Annotated in this window: 13 protein-coding genes and 1 pseudogene; 8 read left to right on the forward strand and 6 right to left on the reverse strand. The window is 48.2% G+C overall.

Annotated elements, in window-relative coordinates; genetic code table 11:
- Positions 1-42 precede the first annotated feature (42 nt).
- Positions 43-819 (reverse strand): pyrroline-5-carboxylate reductase, encoded by a 777-nt coding sequence (gene proC / locus J07HQW2_RS14600; RefSeq protein WP_021056373.1) that lies wholly within the window; start codon positions 817-819, stop codon positions 43-45.
- 206 nt (positions 820-1,025) lie between these two features.
- Between proC and J07HQW2_RS14605 the strand changes: the two genes are divergently transcribed.
- Positions 1,026-2,324: an acetamidase/formamidase family protein gene (locus J07HQW2_RS14605; protein WP_021056374.1), complete on the forward strand. Its 1,299-nt coding sequence runs from the start codon at positions 1,026-1,028 to the stop codon at positions 2,322-2,324.
- Positions 2,325-2,398: 74 nt separating this feature from the next.
- Here the strand turns inward: J07HQW2_RS14605 and J07HQW2_RS14610 are convergent, their stop codons facing one another.
- Positions 2,399-2,797 (reverse strand): MoaD/ThiS family protein, encoded by a 399-nt coding sequence (locus J07HQW2_RS14610; protein ID WP_021056375.1) that lies wholly within the window; start codon positions 2,795-2,797, stop codon positions 2,399-2,401.
- Between the two features lie 110 nt (positions 2,798-2,907).
- On the opposite strand from J07HQW2_RS14610, the gene J07HQW2_RS14615 reads away from it, so the two are divergent.
- Complete coding sequence (locus J07HQW2_RS14615) at positions 2,908-3,378, forward strand: hypothetical protein (protein WP_021056376.1); 471 nt, start codon at positions 2,908-2,910, stop codon at positions 3,376-3,378.
- A gap of 203 nt (positions 3,379-3,581) precedes the next feature.
- Positions 3,582-5,003 (forward strand): MATE family efflux transporter, encoded by a 1,422-nt coding sequence (locus tag J07HQW2_RS14620; RefSeq protein WP_048075721.1) that lies wholly within the window; start codon positions 3,582-3,584, stop codon positions 5,001-5,003.
- A 133-nt stretch (positions 5,004-5,136) separates the two neighbouring features.
- Here J07HQW2_RS14620 and J07HQW2_RS14625 read toward each other — a convergent pair whose 3' ends face one another.
- Positions 5,137-7,698, reverse strand: a complete 2,562-nt coding sequence (locus J07HQW2_RS14625) for a DEAD/DEAH box helicase (protein ID WP_021056378.1) — start codon at positions 7,696-7,698, stop codon at positions 5,137-5,139.
- A gap of 123 nt (positions 7,699-7,821) precedes the next feature.
- On the reverse strand, positions 7,822-9,411 hold the full coding sequence (locus J07HQW2_RS14630; RefSeq protein ID WP_303704214.1) for a ribonuclease H-like domain-containing protein: 1,590 nt from the start codon (positions 9,409-9,411) through the stop codon (positions 7,822-7,824).
- Positions 9,412-9,651: 240 nt separating this feature from the next.
- On the opposite strand from J07HQW2_RS14630, the pseudogene J07HQW2_RS14635 reads away from it, so the two are divergent.
- The 5 genes and pseudogenes from J07HQW2_RS14635 to J07HQW2_RS14650 all read left to right on the forward strand — a co-directional run bounded on the left by J07HQW2_RS14635 (position 9,652) and on the right by J07HQW2_RS14650 (position 14,113).
- A pseudogene (locus J07HQW2_RS14635) lies at positions 9,652-10,998 on the forward strand (RNA-guided endonuclease InsQ/TnpB family protein).
- 222 nt (positions 10,999-11,220) lie between these two features.
- A complete protein-coding gene (locus tag J07HQW2_RS14640) occupies positions 11,221-11,460 on the forward strand; it encodes a hypothetical protein (RefSeq protein WP_021056384.1) in 240 nt (79 codons plus the stop codon).
- Positions 11,450-11,575, forward strand: coding sequence for a hypothetical protein (locus tag J07HQW2_RS19075; RefSeq protein WP_021056385.1), 126 nt, complete (start codon positions 11,450-11,452; stop codon positions 11,573-11,575). Before J07HQW2_RS14640 ends, J07HQW2_RS19075 begins: the two co-directional genes overlap by 11 nt.
- 87 nt (positions 11,576-11,662) lie before the next feature.
- A complete protein-coding gene (locus J07HQW2_RS14645; protein ID WP_021056386.1) occupies positions 11,663-12,799 on the forward strand; it encodes a hypothetical protein in 1,137 nt (378 codons plus the stop codon).
- Positions 12,800-12,991: 192 nt separating this feature from the next.
- Complete coding sequence (locus J07HQW2_RS14650) at positions 12,992-14,113, forward strand: S1C family serine protease (RefSeq protein ID WP_021056387.1); 1,122 nt, start codon at positions 12,992-12,994, stop codon at positions 14,111-14,113.
- 181 nt (positions 14,114-14,294) lie between these two features.
- Here J07HQW2_RS14650 and J07HQW2_RS14655 read toward each other — a convergent pair whose 3' ends face one another.
- Both J07HQW2_RS14655 and J07HQW2_RS14660 read right to left on the reverse strand, forming a co-directional pair.
- A complete protein-coding gene (locus J07HQW2_RS14655; protein ID WP_021056388.1) occupies positions 14,295-15,671 on the reverse strand; it encodes an aminomethyltransferase family protein in 1,377 nt (458 codons plus the stop codon).
- Positions 15,672-15,925: 254 nt separating this feature from the next.
- Complete coding sequence (locus tag J07HQW2_RS14660; RefSeq protein WP_021056389.1) at positions 15,926-16,591, reverse strand: helix-turn-helix domain-containing protein; 666 nt, start codon at positions 16,589-16,591, stop codon at positions 15,926-15,928.
- Positions 16,592-16,713: the final 122 nt, after the last annotated feature.

The following is a 16,713-nucleotide window of genomic DNA, read 5'->3' on the forward strand; positions in this document are numbered from 1 at the left end:
TCAGTGATAGGATGGTCTGATTCCTCGCCAGTGCCTTCTCGCTCACTCATGATCAACCTCAGCTGCAAGTTCAGCCGATCGGTCGGTTGCCGCGGTCAGTGCATCACCGATTTCAGTGTCGACATCGCTGTCAAATAATACATTCATTCCTTCAATTGTTGTGCCATTCGGTGAACAGACAGCATCAATGAGAGATTCAATTGACTCATCAGCAGCTCGGACCATCTTAGCCGCTCCAATAAATGTCTGAATTGCGAGTGTCTGTGCGTCTGATCTATCTAACCCTTCGTTGACCGCTCGCGTCTGCATCGCTTGGATGAGATAATACACGAACGCTGGTCCACTTCCATTGAGCGCTGTTGCGACATTCATTTGTGCTTCGTTGATCACCACATACGATCCAAGATCAGCAAGCATTGTCTCAACATTGGGGTCGGGCTCATCCCAAGCAACAGCAGCAGCCATCTCAGAAAGACTTGCTGCAAGATTTGGCATAAGTCGAACGACCGTCGCGTCAGTTCGATTGCTGACAAATGATCGCTCAACGCCCGCGGCTGCTGTAACAAGCGTTTGCTCGGCGCGAAGGTCAATCTCAGCGAGCACTGTGGGGACAATCTCCGGCTTGACTGTTAATACGGCAATATCGGAATCCACTATTGCATCAGTGTCAGTCGTCGTTTGATTGCAATATGATTCGACACCCGCAAGTACTGTTGGATTAACATCATAGCCAATTGTTCGGTATTCTCCACCCGTGGCAAGACCCTCTAATAGTGCTTTTCCCATATGCCCACACCCAATAACGCTCACTGAAATCATCTTTTCGTGATATGACTCAGCCGCTGATATACGAACTTCGGTTTCGATGCTTCGAAGGATCACTTACAAACAAACTTCGGAGTGACAGCCGACGGCTATAATCCTAAATGAAGCCGATAGCCTTCGTTGTAGTGTCCATGTGATGCCATCCGATTGATCTTTTATTGCCGATAGAATCTTGTCAGTAGCTGTGCTATAAGATATCGATGTCCGAGCAGATACATGATATTTTGGAAGTAGATGCATTCACTCCTGGATTAGTTGGTCCCGACCGTGAGTGGGCTGGAACGGTTGCTGATGGTGGGACAATTAAGACACACACACCGGCAGGATGCTGGGGTCCAATGATAACTCCATCATTCCGCGGTGGTCACGAGGTAACACGCCCGATTGGTGTTGAAAATGCTGAGCCAGGTGATGCACTTGTTGTTCATATCAATGATGTTGACGTAACAAGTGTCGCCACAAGTACCGGAAGTATGGCTGAACGTGATGATGCTTTCGGCGATGATCCATTTGTTGACCATCGTTGTCCAGAATGCGGGGCTGAGTGGCCTGAAACGACTATTGATGGGACAGGTGAGGATGCGATTCGATGTGTAGAGTGTGGCGCGAATGCATCTTCATTTGGATTTGAATATGGATACACTGTTGCCTTTGATGATGATCATAGTGTTGGTATCACAGTAGGTGAAGAGGGTGCTCATGATCTTGCAACACGTGCTGAAGAAGCAATGGCACTCCCAGAGAACTCTCAACAGCATCCAATTCTTCTATACGAGCCTGATGAGATGCCAGGAGCACTCGGTCGATTAGCGCCATTTATTGGCAATATCGGAACAACACCACACGTCGAACTTCCGGATTCACACAATGCTGGTGACTTTGGACAGTTCCTCATTGGTGCAGAGCACGATTGGGGCCTCGATGATGAAACAGCACTCGAAGCACGGACAGATGGTCATCTTGACTCGAATGATGTTCGACCAGGTGCAACGCTTATTTGTCCGGTTCAGGTAGAGGGTGCAGGATTGTACGTTGGCGATTTACATGCGAACCAAGGTGACGGCGAACTTTCATTACACACAACGGATGTAAGCGGACGGACAGAACTCGAAGTTGAAGTCATCAAAGATCTTGCTCTTGATGGACCGATTCTGTTGCCGAATGAAGCAGACCTGCCCCACATCGCGAAGCCATACACTGATGATGAGCGTGATGCGGGAGCAAATCTTGCTGAGGAATATCACGTGGACCTCACGGATGCGGCACCAATACAGCTTATCGGGTCGGGTGCTACGATCAATGATGCAACAGAGAATGCTTTTGATCGTGCGAGTAATCTGTTTGGAATCGACGAAGGAGAGATCCGTGCTCGATGTACGTTTAGCGGTGGTGTTGAGATCGCACGCCTACCTGGTGTTGTCCAATTATCGATGCTTACACCAATTGATCTACTTGAATCAGTTGGACTCGCTGAGACAGTCCTTGACAAATACGACTGAAGTTTTCACCACGACCTCGACCTCGACCTCAATCAGCATCTCCTTGGCCTGTAATTGATATACTTACTGGGAAATCATGAGTCGTATTTTGTGACCGTACAGCCACTTCCACCACGCATCGCCGGAAACAATTGTATGTCCGCCGATGAATCAAGCTGGGACTCAAATGATGCTTTATCACCATCAACAACGACACGGACACTTGGTCGAATCTTCTCCTCACAGTCAAGCAGATGTGATCTTGTCTGTGGATATGCATCAGCGATCATCGTAATCAACTCGCTCACTGTTTCTGGAGGATTTTTTGAGGCTGTCGACGTATCAGTGGCTCCATGATCAGATGTTACGGATACAGTATTCGTGTTATCACACGAGATATGTTCGTCGCTATCATTCGTGCTAGATTCTGTGGGGAGTGTGAGCACTTTATTATCGGCAGCAGTCCGAAGTGGACCATACACCATTATTTTCATTACTCAAACTATGCGGTAACAAATGTATAACCGTGGTGTTGAATTTTGATCAGACCGCTCCATGTCTAAAAAGCGGGGCACTCTTTCTACTCCAGCATGTAGTATGAGCAATGCGAACAGCATCGTCTGGTGATATTCCTCGACAGATTGAGACAACACCGCCTGTCAACGTCGAAACATTTGCTTCACATGTGACACTAACATGGACAAGTCCTGGTCTCTCTCAGTTTGTTGATATTGCAGATCGAATTGACGCCGTACCAGTAGATAGTACACCGATTGTCGATGCAACGAACGCTGCTGGTCGTCAACGGCTCCCGATAACAGAGATCGACACAACGACAGCAGCAACAAAATACGTGCGGTTTGAACCTGACCGTCCATGGACTCTTGCATGGGAACGCCGAACAACGCCTGTCGTGTCACTGTGTGGGTCGCCGTCGCCAACAGTCTGCCAGCAGACACACATTGTTACCACCGTAGAAAATCTTGATACGCGTGATGGGTGGAATACGGTTGAGACCGCTGCTGGGTGGACTCGCGATACATATGAAACGCTTGTTTCAGTTCTTGGAGCGTGACCGACGTGGATGACGACGACCGAGAACAAACTGGAGACGAACCCAGAAAGGATGACGCACGCCTAACGGACGACTCATCTGATCCTGATGTAGTGGTCGATAATAAAGTATCAACGAACACAGACAAATCAACGACGAAATCCGGAGATACTGATGATTCATCAATCGGGTCAACAGAGAACACTTCGACCAACAGCCACTGGATTGTAAGCACACTCACCCCTATCGGTATATTCCTTGCAACACTGCTCGACCGAGCAGGTGTCATTGATCAAACCCGACTTCGAGCGACCGTTGACCTTGCATGGCCACGCATCATCACCGGATTTGCGATTATGTCAAAACGAACCGTTGATCTTGCCATTGTCGGGATTGCTGTTGGCACGGATGCAGTCGCTGGATTAACCATTGCAAATGCATTCTGGATGGTGGCAAAATTCATATTCATTGGTCTTGCAGGCGGGACACTCTCATTAGTATCACAGAATTATGGTGGGGACCGAACAGATCGCGCGACGACCGTCGTGTATATTAGTTTCATTCTCTCAATTGGAATCGGTATCATCGTCGTCCCAGCGTTTGTATTAGCTGCTACGGACCTCGTTGCGCTCGTCGAGGAAAATCCGGCTGTGGTTTCACTTGGAGCGGCGTATCTTGCCGTCGTTGCCCCCGGTCTCTTTTTTGAGGGCATCAATATGATCGGGTCTCGAACGTATGCTGGAGTCGGTGATACAGTAACGCCAATGTTATTTCGCGCAACCGGTGCTGTATTGAATATTATTCTGAGTATTGTGTTGGTTTTCGGGACCGGACTCGGTGTCGTTGGAGCAGCACTTGGAACAACAATTGCAACCGCCGTTGTCGCAATTGCCTTCGGATGGGGATTAACAGGACGAAACGACAATAGTTGGACTGCATGTCCAATTTCGATTGATCACACGGCGACACTAGAGTTGGATCTCACCCGTGAGGTTATCGAAGTGTCAGCACCACTCATTGCTCGCCGAGTTGCACAGGGGATTGTCGTCTTTCCACTGCTTGCGATTGCGTCCACATTCGGTCCCGTGACAGTGGCGGCAGTCGGCGTTGCTCGCCAGATTCGAGAGCTTTTGAATAGTTTTACTTGGGGATTCTCGATAGCCTCCTCTACCCTTGTTGGGCAGGCACTTGGTGGTGGGAATGAGTCGCTTGCAACGGATTATGGTCGAGAAATTACGCTATTATCATTTATTATCTATCTCGGAGCGACGAGCATCGTCGTTGCATTCGCTCGCCCAATCGCAAGTGTGTTCGTTGGTGTAGATGCTGTTGCACTGACAGCGACATTTGTTAGTGTCGCCGCTTTGAGTGCAATCGCAACCGGCATTGACGGATCCGTAACAGGCGTTCTTCGCGGTGCCGGCGACACACGCGTTCCATTTCTAACGACGCTTACCGGACTCTATGTCGTTGCACTACCAATCGCATGGGCTGGAACTGTCACATCATTTGGATCAACAGCACTTCTTGGCGCCCTCCTTGCTGAGAAGGTCGTCCCCATGATACTCAACGGCGCTCGATTCAACACTGGAACATGGAAACGGGTGAGTCGTTCATACCGACCTGGTCCGGACCCGAGTGATTAAGATAGTAATCGAGCTATCACAACATACTCGTTCAGTGTTGAGGCGATTTTGGATGTGAAACAGCGACAGGGGTTGCGTCTATATTCACAGCAGTAGCAGCGTGGAAGCCAACGGCTTTAGCCGTGTAGCCTGACTAAATGGCTCCTAATACATCATTCAGAATAATTTCGCCCGTTGCTCTATCTAATGGATCATTATTGTTCCCACAATCTTCGCTCATAATACACATTGGGCATCCCCGACGTCGGTCACATCGACACTGAGCGATGTGGTCACGCGTTCGTTCAGTGAGTGTCTCAAAATGATCATAGATAGCCCGAGTGAATCCAACCCCACCATCGATGCCATCATGAATAAACCACACAGGACCTGAAACCGTCTCATGCGGATGATTCAGCGTCGACAGTCCACCGATATCATTATTATCAACCAATAACTCAAGTGGTGCCAGTTGAATTAGCCCATGCTCGGCAGCGTGGATTCCCCCGCCATAGGTATACTGCGCTGCTTCATCAGGAACCCGGGTATCGCTGCTCGAACGAGCAGTTGGTGATAGTAGTGGGACATCAAGTCGCTCGATTGTCGAGGCGACATGATCAGACGGCAGTGATACCCACATCAACTCAGTGTTAAGCTCCATTGGTGGCGACTGAGTCGGAAGCGGACCGCGAACGACCTCACCGGTGCTAATCTGTCGAACGAGATATTGATCGTATGTTATTTTGACTGTTCCCTGACCAAAGTATCGGTCATATCCTCCCGCAAGCGAGTGATGTTCCTGCATGCGGAGTTCTGTGATTTGCTTCGTTGAGAGCGTCTGCGTGTATCGCCCCGTGTTTGTTTGCTTAACAAGGACTCGAGGTTGTGAGCTTTCAGCATCAACGTCAACAACCTCATACTGCTGTCCTGCATGCAAAAATAGTGCTCCCTCATGATAATCTCGATATGCGCGCTCAGCAGCAACAGGGTCATGATCAATCTCGGCGTTATTATCGACACAGATCACAGCGAACTCACGTCCACTGGTATTATACAACGAGAGTCGCCCCTGTGGACGAGGGTCACCTGCGTATCCAACACCGGTGCCATCGAGCCGACCAGTCTGTTCAAGTACACCTGCGTCCTGCCACATCTGCACAGTCTCACGAAGCCGAGTATCTGAGCCAAGAAGACCTATATCTGCATCTGATAATGGGCGTTCGTCGGCGGCTGCGAGTAAGTGGTCTGCATACACTGGTTCATTATCAACTGAAACCACAGCATCTTCGACGGTCTCATCGAAAAGATATGAGGGATGATCAAAGATGTATGCATCAATCGCATCATCACCGCTGACAAGCACAGAGAGAGCATCCGTTGTTCCCCGACCTGCTCGACCAATCTGTTGCCAAAAACTCTGTTTCGTGCCAGGGTATCCCGCTGTGACTGTCGCATCAACAGAGCCAATATCGATACCAAGTTCAAGCGCATTGGTGGTTGCCACTGCGTCAAGTTGACCACCTTTCAAACCGTTCTCAACCCGGCGACGAAGTCGCTTTCCGAGTCCAGCATGGTATGGTTCGACAGTCAAATTATTATTTGAGCGCGCTGCATCGACTGTTTGCTTCGCTGCGATTTCAGTCCCTTGTCGAGCCGAGCAAAACTGCAGTGTCTGGGTATCATGACTTGCAAGGTGTGCAGTTACTTGCGCAGCCTCAGAGCCGGTTGACTGGCGGGCACGTTCGAATTCTGCTGCAGGGTCAGAATCATCACTGCTAGGTGTTGGTGACCGAGACTGATCTGTTGTCTCTGTCTCTGTCTCCGTCTGCTCATCAACAATATCATCATCACTTACTTGATCCCAATCGATTGGTGGTTCCCAAAGAATGATATCTCGGCTTCCTCGGGGGGACCCATCTTCGTCGATAACAGTGAATGATTCACCAGTCAAGCGTTGGGCATGATCAGCTGGATTACCGATTGTTGCTGTTGTCAATACAAATTGTGGGTTAGCATCATATGTTCGGACAATCCGACGGAGTCGCCGCAGAATCCAAGCAACATGTGTTCCAGTGACACCGGCGTATTCGTGTGCTTCATCAACAACAATAAGATCAAGATTAGCGTAAAATCGACGCCATCCAGCATCACGGTTATGTCGCGGAAGATAGACATTCAATCCTGCAGGATTGGTGAGAATAACATCTGCGTTTTCTCGGATCTCTCGCTTGCGGTCTGTCGGTGTATCACCATCATACACACCAATCTTTATATCGAGTCCCCAATCATCGCGGAGTTTGTCATTGAGCTCTCTTTCTTGATCTCGTGTGAGAGCCTTCATTGGATAGAGACATAATGCGGTTGTATCAGGATTGTATAGATGCATACGAGCAATCTGAAGCGCATATACCCACGTTTTTCCGGATGATGTCGATGTTGTAACGACGACATTTTCATTATCTGCAAGCGCAGCGAGGGCTGCTGCTTGGTGTTCAAACAGATCATGTGAAATCTGTGCTGTCAGTGACTCTGGTAAAACTGCTTCTGCTGGCGTGGTTTGTGCTGGCTTCTGCATAAGCCGGTGTGTCTCAACAATCTGCCCATCATAATTTGGGAATGATTCTGCAAGTGTCTCTTCAGAGAGAACAGAAGAAGAGTGCTCCTGTGATTTGAGTGTCGTATCGTCAGATCGGTTTGATTCTGTGTTATTTGACATTGAATGTTGAAATATTATAATATAGCTCTGATTGGTGATCGATCAATAGACACCAGGTGTTTAGTACAACTGACTGGTTGCGAGGCTCTCTATCATCACCGATAATACTGTTCACATCTCCTATCATGAGCTAAAATCCGATAATGACCCCTGTGAGGTTGACGCCGATGATCGTGATCGTCGATCCCGATCCCGATTCCGATCCGATCCCGATTGTAGCGACGCATCATTTGTCCGTGCTTGGTCTGCATCACTCAAGGCCTCATAAATACGTGCAAGTCCGCGAACATCATCCTCACAATACGCCTCTAAACGATCCCACGGCGGCGGTGATACAGTCTCTGGATTATCGGCAGTGGTCATGCGTTCACGCCAGTCAACATAGAGCTCAGCAACGCGCCGTCCATTGATTCCCTGCGTTTTCGGTTCCCATCCAAGCGCCGTCGCAACGTGTTCAAGTTTATTTGTTCGTCCAGGAAATTCAGCATTTCCCTGTGTTCTTCCCCAATACAGTGGATCAAAGGTATATCGATTTTCCCAGTCGTCGAGATACGATGGACAGTGCTTCTGTAATTGCTCATGGATAACATCAAAATCGAAACCGTATCCATTCCAAGCAACAACCGGTCTCCCACGAGCACTCCCTGTTAACCATGTCATAAATGCTTCAAGATGTGCACTCGGGGTATTGAGACCTGGTTGTCGAAATGCAAGATAGTTCCCTGACGATGCTGACCCATCAAGAACGCCGATAAGCCATGCTGTTGACGCTGCAAGACCATCCGTTTCGATATCAATGAACACCGGATCGCCCGTCGGCAGTGACCTATCACCAGTAGACACAACCATTTCATCAGTGACAGCCGTAGCTGATGCGTGGATTTGTTCTGCGGTACTATTACCGATACTAGGAACGGTAGTGAGTTTGTGTGGTGATGCTGTAGCAACAGCTGATCGAGTCTCAAATCCTTCTGTTCGGAGGTGATTAGCACGTGTCTCACTAACACCAGTTATTCCTCGAAGTCCAAACCGATCTGGTGATATTGTTTCTGTAGTGATTGCTCCATTCGGGAACACCGAGACGACCGTCAGTGGTTGTGTCGAATCATCGAGTCCAACGCCAAGGCGTGCACGCGAGGTACCAATCCCGGCAATAGACATGTGATGATCATCTGAGGTTGATACAACACGATTATATGATGCTCGAAGCCCGGTCGAAAGATATGATAAACCGACACTCGCCTCCTCTTTCTCTGATGAATGATCGGCGATCCATGCTGAATCGATAGTATCAATGTACGCTTCTAATCCATCGAGGCGTGTTTGCCGATCATGTGGATCGATACGTAATGAGAGAGCATCAGTTACAACGTATCCATGCTCCGTTTCGATGAGTGATGTCGGATCGTCTGGTAGTGAATCAACCGACGGAGAAACAACAACCGTCACATTCTCATTTGCTGCTTCGACTGTCTGCGGGAGCATCCCACGACCAGGCTGATATACAGGAACATCAATACTGCCGGTCAGTGCTGGGATAACAACACCACTGTCGGGATCTACCGGAATAATTACATCTGGGTTGACCGCAGCAACTGCATCAGAGACGACATCAACCGGATCAAACTCCCGAATTACACTCCCAGGGACTGTCAGCAGCGTGCCGGCGGCAGCATCAGAATCTGGAAGAAGTGTCGACGGGGTTGAACTCACGGTCACAATCAATTATTAGTGGGGCGTCCGTCGTCTTGAACGTTCGTCTGTCATGTTTCATATATGCCTGCTATACGATGATTTTTATAGCCGGAGCAGGCGCAATACCACGTCACGTCGTTTACGGCGTGGATACGCGCCGTCAACTGCTGACACAATCAACCGTTGTTCGGCATTGCAGGATATTCCACGCGACCCGAAATCGACACTAGTAGGTAATTAGAATATTACGGATTATGTATGGCGAAACAGGTCGTCAAACGCACCATCAAAGGTTCAATCCAGAACCACTCACAAGTGCAAGACGACCTAGACTCGCTTGGATTTGCCGCCAGTAAACTCTGGAACGTCGCCCGCTGGACAAGTGGGCGAGTCTGGAACGAAACAGGCCACATCCCCAACGACGGCGAATTAAAATCGTCCCTCAAAACACACGAGCGCTATGATGACCTACACTCGCAGTCAAGTCAACTCAGCGAGTTCTCGAAGAACTCTCTGAAGCGTTCAACGGCTGGTACGGGAAACGCCAGAATGGGGACATGAAAGCGAATCCACCAGCATACCATACCGCAAACACAACGACGAGCATCCACGCTCAACGGTAACGTTCAAAGGCGCTGGCTTCAAACTCGATAACAAGAACGGTCAAGTCCGACTCTCCAAAGGTGGTAACCTGAAAGAGTACTGGTCAGACTTCAGTCTCTGCGACATCCAAACACGGTCTGATGTTGACCTTTCTGCGATTGAGAGCGTTCAGCAGGTCCGAGCCGTCTGGAACAAGCAACGAGATGGAGATGAGTGGGAACTCCACATCGTCTGCAATGTCGAAATGACTGTCTCAGAGAACAACACGGAGAAAACTGTCTGTATCGACCTTGGAATCTGTCACTTCGCTGCCCTCGCGTTTGAAGACCAGAAGTCCGAGCTGTACCCGTTGAACTGTCTCAAACAGGATGATTACTATTACAGCAAGCATATCGCTCGCTGCGATGATTCTACATCCGAGGAGACAGTCCGATTGAATGCCAAGAAATCCAATCGTCGGACGCACTCTTTCCACACGCTCTCAAAACACATCGTTGAACGATGTGTAGACGAGAATGTTGGTGTGATTGCAATCGGTGACCTCAGTGGCATCCGCGAGGATGAAGATGGAGCGACGAAGAACTGGGGCAAGGGCAAACACGGGAACTTGGACTTGGACTTGCACGGGAACTTGGACTTGGAACTTGCACTCGTGGGCGTTCGACCGCTTTACCGACATGCTCGAATACAAAGCCAAAGAAGCTGGTGTTTCGGTCGAACGTGTGTCTGAGGAGAACACGTCCAAAACGTGTTCAGTATGTAGTTGCGAACGTGACGCGAACCGAGTTGAGCGTGGACTGTACGTGTGTGACGAGTGCGAGTTGGTTGCGAATGCTGATGTGAACGGTGCTGAGAACATTCGACAACAAGTATCTCCGAGTCTCGCCACGGATGGCGGTGAGAGTGAGAGGAGTAACGGCTGGTTGGCACAGCCATCGACGTACCTGTTTGAGAAGCAAACTGGCTGGCTGTTTCAAGCCTCAAGAACAGGCAGTGTCGTGAATCTTCATATCCCAATCCAGCGGTAGTGGTGCCGTGGGATTCCCGCGTCTTCAGGCGCGCGGGAGAATGTCAAGATTACAGTATGGTCGAACGCTGAATGTCTCTGACCATTCCCATATTCTGTGTTTGCAGTGTTGATTTTATTTTAGATATCTAATTTAACAGATCAGTATATCGATATTTGACAGAAAGGCAATTATCAGACCAACAGTGAGTAGGTACATGCAGGAGCCTACGCCGGCTACTGAGTGGTCCGATAGTCCGTGGTCAATCACAGCCGCCGAAGAATTGCTGCAGGACGTCATCAACACAATCGCGGTTTGTGTGATGAACCATGAGGAGTCAGTTCGCCGCATTACAATTCCCAACGCTTCATCGGACGCAGTCATTGATATTGTGATCGAAACCACCACTGGATTCGATATGCGCAATTATTATCGACGGTTAGTAGATGAATTATGACACTCAGCGAGAAGGCAGTGAATCCGCACCCCCGATGGTTGGAACGCTCGCTAGCTATTGTATCCGTACTGGAAACTCTGAGCTTGATATTGCAGATGATAGCGACGAACAGTAGTAAGATGAAGAAAAAACAAAAAACAAAAAACAGAATTCACCGTCCAGAATCGAATATTCAGACGAGTAACCGTATGATGTGTAATGTGTGATTACTTATACGTTTGAACGTCTTGTCAATGCGGTAGTAGAGTCAAACACGCGTATCCAGATAGTATCAGCAACGGGACATAATCGATACGGTATTGATCCGGAGACCATCGACCAGCTGCAAGAAACTTGGATTGTAGAGGATACGCCAATGGAGCAACAGCTTGTGGTTGATGGAATATTGCATCCAGGACAGATCGTTGATCTTAGTGATGCTATACCATCAATTACCGTTCAGGATCGTCGTGATATCGTTCTGCGACGGCTATCCGATGGGAATAATCCGCTTGCAACAATATGCCTTGAACTCCGACAGTGTCGAATTGACCACCGCCAGGCAATGCAACAACAGCGACACGCAGCCACAGACGGTCCGGATGATAGTGGTCGGGTGAATGAACTCAACCATCGCAAACAAACACTTCAAGATAGTATCGAGAGTGCAATAGCGGATCAACAACAATTGATAAAGAATGCATATAGCGATGTTGATGCACGCATCGGTGTCATAAATCCGATTGGCACTGAATCTGCAGCCAATCGTATGTGCTCAGCACTGACATCTGATGCTGACTCTCAAATAACGGGAATCTTACGACCGGTAACGCCAGTAACGACTACAACGACGATTGGTCCTCATGAGGTAGCAGTGACGCGTATGACACCACTCGTTAATCAGATTCCAACTTGGTATGAACGCGTTATTGCAGGAACTCTTGAAATATTTGATGAAGCCGACGTAGTTGTCACTGTGAACTCTATCGATTACACTCAGATCAATAATGAGTCAGCGGACGATATAAAGAAGCCATCGGTGAGCATTAGTACTGTTGTCGAGCAGTACTGCAGAGATGACACTGAAATACTCTCACGGACAGGTGACTCGGATGATGAAGTTAATTCAATCCGAGCGGATGTTGCAGCAGAACTACCAGACACACAGTTGAGTATCTCACTACCATATACAGACAGCGCACAGGCAACTGTTTCACAACTGTATGATGACACGACGGTTGAATCAATCTCATATGATGAACGAATCACACTCACTGTGCGCGTTGCAGTAACCCAAACTGACGCCATTCGGCGAGCGGTGACGACTGCCGGTGGTAGCATACAAGATGACGAACAGTAACAGTAGCCGGAACAGCAGGTGAAGTACCTTGGGGACAAGCCCCGACTCCGAGGCACTCGCCTTGATATCTGTAGATCTCTTTAATCATGACTGCGCTTTGCCGAATTACTGGACGAATCTGACACAACAGTATCGTGACTGCTCTGCCGCGAGAAGAACTATCAGTGGCGCACACATACAGTTTATACAGGAATGACCGACTCGAAGTTAGGGAGGCGGCGGCTGCTCACACTCACCGGAGCAGCATTGCTCGGGGGACTTGCAGGCTGTAATACCCAAACTCAAACCCAATCTGATACACAGGCGACTTCTACATCAATGTCAAGTGATCTCTCAGCAGATACTAATCTGAGAGACCAGGATACGGCGGATACGGCGACCAATCCGTATGGTGAAGTCTATAATGAGACAATTGATTCAGTTGTATTAGTCCGACCAGAAGGTCCCCGCACACGTGGTCAGGGAACCGGATTTCTATACAATGATAACCATGTGATAACGAACGCACACGTTGTTGGAGAGGCAACCACAGCAGATGTCCGGTTTTCGCAGGGAGAGTGGCGAACTGGGTCTGTTGTCGGGTCTGATCCACACAGTGATCTCGCAGCAATCGCTGTTGATTCACCTCCTGAATCGGTGTCTCCAATCCCATTTATTGATACTCCAGCAACAATTGGGCAGGAAGTTGTCGCAATTGGAAATCCCTTCGATCTCAGCGGGACAGTAACCTCAGGAATCGTAAGTGGTGTAAATCGGTCAATCCCAGCACCGACAGGATTTACAATTCCTGATGCAATCCAAACCGACGCCGCAGTCAATCCTGGAAATAGTGGCGGACCACTCATGTCACTTGATGGGCAAGTCGTTGCAGTCATCAACTCTGGTGGCGGCGATAATATCGCATTCGGTATCTCAGCAGCCCTCACACAACGAGTTATTCCTCGATTAATCGAAGTCGGTGATTTTGATCATTCATATATTGGCGTTCGATTTGAGTCGGTCACCCCAGAGATCGCCCGTGCAAACGGGCTCGAAACCCCACGTGGACTCCATATTGTCGATGTCATCGACGGAGCGCCAGCAGATGGTACATTGCAACCAAGCGATGGACAACAAATGGTTGATGGAACCCAAGTTCGAGTCGGTGGTGATATTATAATCGGAATCGGAGGACAACGAATACTCACGACAGAGGATCTTAGCAGCTATCTTTCCTTAGAAACGGATCCCGGCGACCAAGTCCCGATTACCATCCTTCGAAATGGTCGAAGACGGACACTGACAATCCAGCTTGGCAAGCGTCCAGAACAGTGATCAAATTTCTCTCATGAGCGCTATCTTGTGGTAACTTAAAACAGTCTTAACAGATATTGTAAATCAGAAATAATAACGCGTTTATTCTGATATCGTTCTGTTTATTTACTACAGGGCATCGTAAAACAATACAAAATCTCACATCTTGATCGCGGGAGGACGTTATCCAGTAGTGTCGTTTTTAATCGTCGTTTGCTTCAGCCTGTTGTCTAGCACCGAGTTTTGCCTGCTCGCGGGCGCTCGGATTAGCCGACTCTTTGAACGGCACTTCTGCGACTGTTGCATATGCAGGACCACCTGATTCAGCGTACTTTTCAGGCAGATGAACCTGGAATTCAAGATCAAGATCGTTTTCATAGATCTCATCATTGAGTAGTGCATCTGTCTCGCTCTCAAGTTTATCTGCAGGAACAAACCCAAGCCCAATGTTTGTCTCAAGATCTGGATTCCACCACGGCGAGGTCATATATCCACATTCTTCACCCGTGTCTGGGTCTGATACTAACCAGAAATCCGGGGCGTAATCCCGGATTGGCTCGCCAGACATTTTCAGTCCAACGAGCTTGAGGTTGAATGGATACTCACCATCGTTGATTAATTCTTGTTGACGCTCCAGCTCTTCTTTACCAATATAATCTGCTTGTTTATCATCTGGCACTTGATATCCAAGGTTAACCTGGAACGGTGATGTCTCATGATCCATATCTTGCCCCCATGAGAGAATACCAGCTGCAATTCGACGATGATGTCCTGGCGCAATCTGCATACCGCCGTGATCTTTGACCGAATCAAGAACAGGATCCCAGACACGTTCGGCATTCTCCATCGCATCACGGACATAAATCTCGAATCCTTTCTCACCTGAGAATCCCGTCTGACTGACCAAGACCTCAGCACCACCAATTTCTGCATCCATCAGCCCATAGTAAGGGATGTCTGAGACATCGTCACCAACGACATCAATCATGACATCCTCAGAACGTGGTCCCTGAATCTGCATCGGTGCAACATCAATTTCGTCAACTTCGGCATCAAAGTCCATACCCACGTTGACGCCTTGTATCCACTGCATCAGCGTTGAATCTGAAATAGAGAACCAGAATTCATCTTCAGCAACCCGAAGGAGGATTGGATCATTTAAGATCCCACCATCCTCATTACACAAAATGACATACTTTCCGTGCATTGGGTCGATCTCAGTCGCATCACGCGTAATCACGTGATTCGCTAGCGCTTCTGCGTCCGGACCTTTCACGCGAATTTGGCGCTCAACAGCGACATCCCAAAGGGTGACAGTTTCTGTAAGTGCGTCATATTCTGCCATCGCGCCGCCATCTTCAGGCTCAACGAGACCACGCGGGTGATAGATCCGATTATACACACTACAGCGCCAGGCACCCTCTTCATTGAATGATTTATCAAAGAATGGTGATTTACGAACCCGTGTCGAGACGAGCATCTCGATGCCAGGGTCTCCGGTCTGGCGAAGATTTCGTGGCAACGTTCGGTCAGACTGATCAATACTTGGATAGTTAGGATGATCTCCACTATTTGCCATACTAATCTAATTTTGTTAGATACTACAATAAATGATGGTGTTCATCACCCCGTGGATTTAAATTGCAATCGACATATAGCTACTCCGTAACACTGTGGGATCGGATATTGTATCAAACAGATACAATTATGATTTATTCATGCTAATATAACGGATGGTGATAGGATATGGACATCACAACAGTGTGTACTCATATCGTATTATGATTCCAAAAATTGATACTAGAATATTTTGAGTATAATATCTCTCATCCACTACTCAGAGGGGGTCTGTGTATGCTCAGCAATTGTTGCTGCGACAAGGTTTCGCATTCCACGTCGGAGTCGTCCACTTACAGCAGTTGAAGACAGATTCAGTTTATTTGCAACATCACTGAGCGATACGTCTCGTGGTTCATTGAAGTACCCTTCTCGAAACGCAATCTGAAGTGCCTCCCGCTGTTCATCAGTCAATCCGAATGATGACTCCCCACCAGCGTCCTCATTGCTATAGATTTCAATAATATCAAGCGTAATATCATTGTCAGTGCTATATTCCCAAATAGCGTTCAATGCTGATCGGTCAGGTAATAATAACCGCACCAACCATCCACCCCCCTTTGTCTCAGTGTGGATTAAAAATCCATTTACTTTCGTGACAACTGTACTTATTAATCGTGTCTCTGGGGTGTGCTCAATATAATAAATCGCTGCCTCTTCAGTTTCATCAACGAGTTCATATGAATCAATGGTCGCGTCAACATCAAGCGCTTTCTCGAGTTCATCGCGGTCATGATACTCAATCAAGAATGGGAAAGTGGTCGAACCAGGATCAGTTGTCCCCTGCGTTATAACGCGAATATGTATATTATCAAGCCGATTTAATGTCGGAACAAGTGCCAGGCGTTCATGTTCGATATGTACTTTCGCGGTAATGGACATTTGATAATCCTCTTAATCGGATTGTTGACCGACTACAAACGAATTTTGCCAGATTAGCAATATGCCTGTCGGTCAGATTCTCAAAATCAGTCTTTCTAAGATAGTTTAACTAATAAAGAATA

It is taken from the genome of Haloquadratum walsbyi J07HQW2, from assembly GCF_000415985.1.
Classification (GTDB): Archaea; Halobacteriota; Halobacteria; order Halobacteriales; family Haloferacaceae; genus Haloquadratum; species Haloquadratum walsbyi_B.

Coding starts and splice junctions, on each gene's coding strand:
- J07HQW2_RS14615 (WP_021056376.1), top strand. CDS start 2,908: ATGCGAACAGCATCGTCTGGTGATATTCCTCGACAGATTGAGACAACA.
- J07HQW2_RS14650 (WP_021056387.1), top strand. CDS start 12,992: ATGACCGACTCGAAGTTAGGGAGGCGGCGGCTGCTCACACTCACCGGA.
- J07HQW2_RS14660 (WP_021056389.1), bottom strand. CDS start 16,591: ATGTCCATTACCGCGAAAGTACATATCGAACATGAACGCCTGGCACTT.
- J07HQW2_RS14655 (WP_021056388.1), bottom strand. CDS start 15,671: ATGGCAAATAGTGGAGATCATCCTAACTATCCAAGTATTGATCAGTCT.
- proC (WP_021056373.1), bottom strand. CDS start 819: ATGATTTCAGTGAGCGTTATTGGGTGTGGGCATATGGGAAAAGCACTA.
- J07HQW2_RS14610 (WP_021056375.1), bottom strand. CDS start 2,797: ATGAAAATAATGGTGTATGGTCCACTTCGGACTGCTGCCGATAATAAA.
- J07HQW2_RS14605 (WP_021056374.1), top strand. CDS start 1,026: ATGTCCGAGCAGATACATGATATTTTGGAAGTAGATGCATTCACTCCT.
- J07HQW2_RS19075 (WP_021056385.1), top strand. CDS start 11,450: ATGAATTATGACACTCAGCGAGAAGGCAGTGAATCCGCACCCCCGATG.
- J07HQW2_RS14640 (WP_021056384.1), top strand. CDS start 11,221: ATGCAGGAGCCTACGCCGGCTACTGAGTGGTCCGATAGTCCGTGGTCA.
- J07HQW2_RS14625 (WP_021056378.1), bottom strand. CDS start 7,698: ATGTCAAATAACACAGAATCAAACCGATCTGACGATACGACACTCAAA.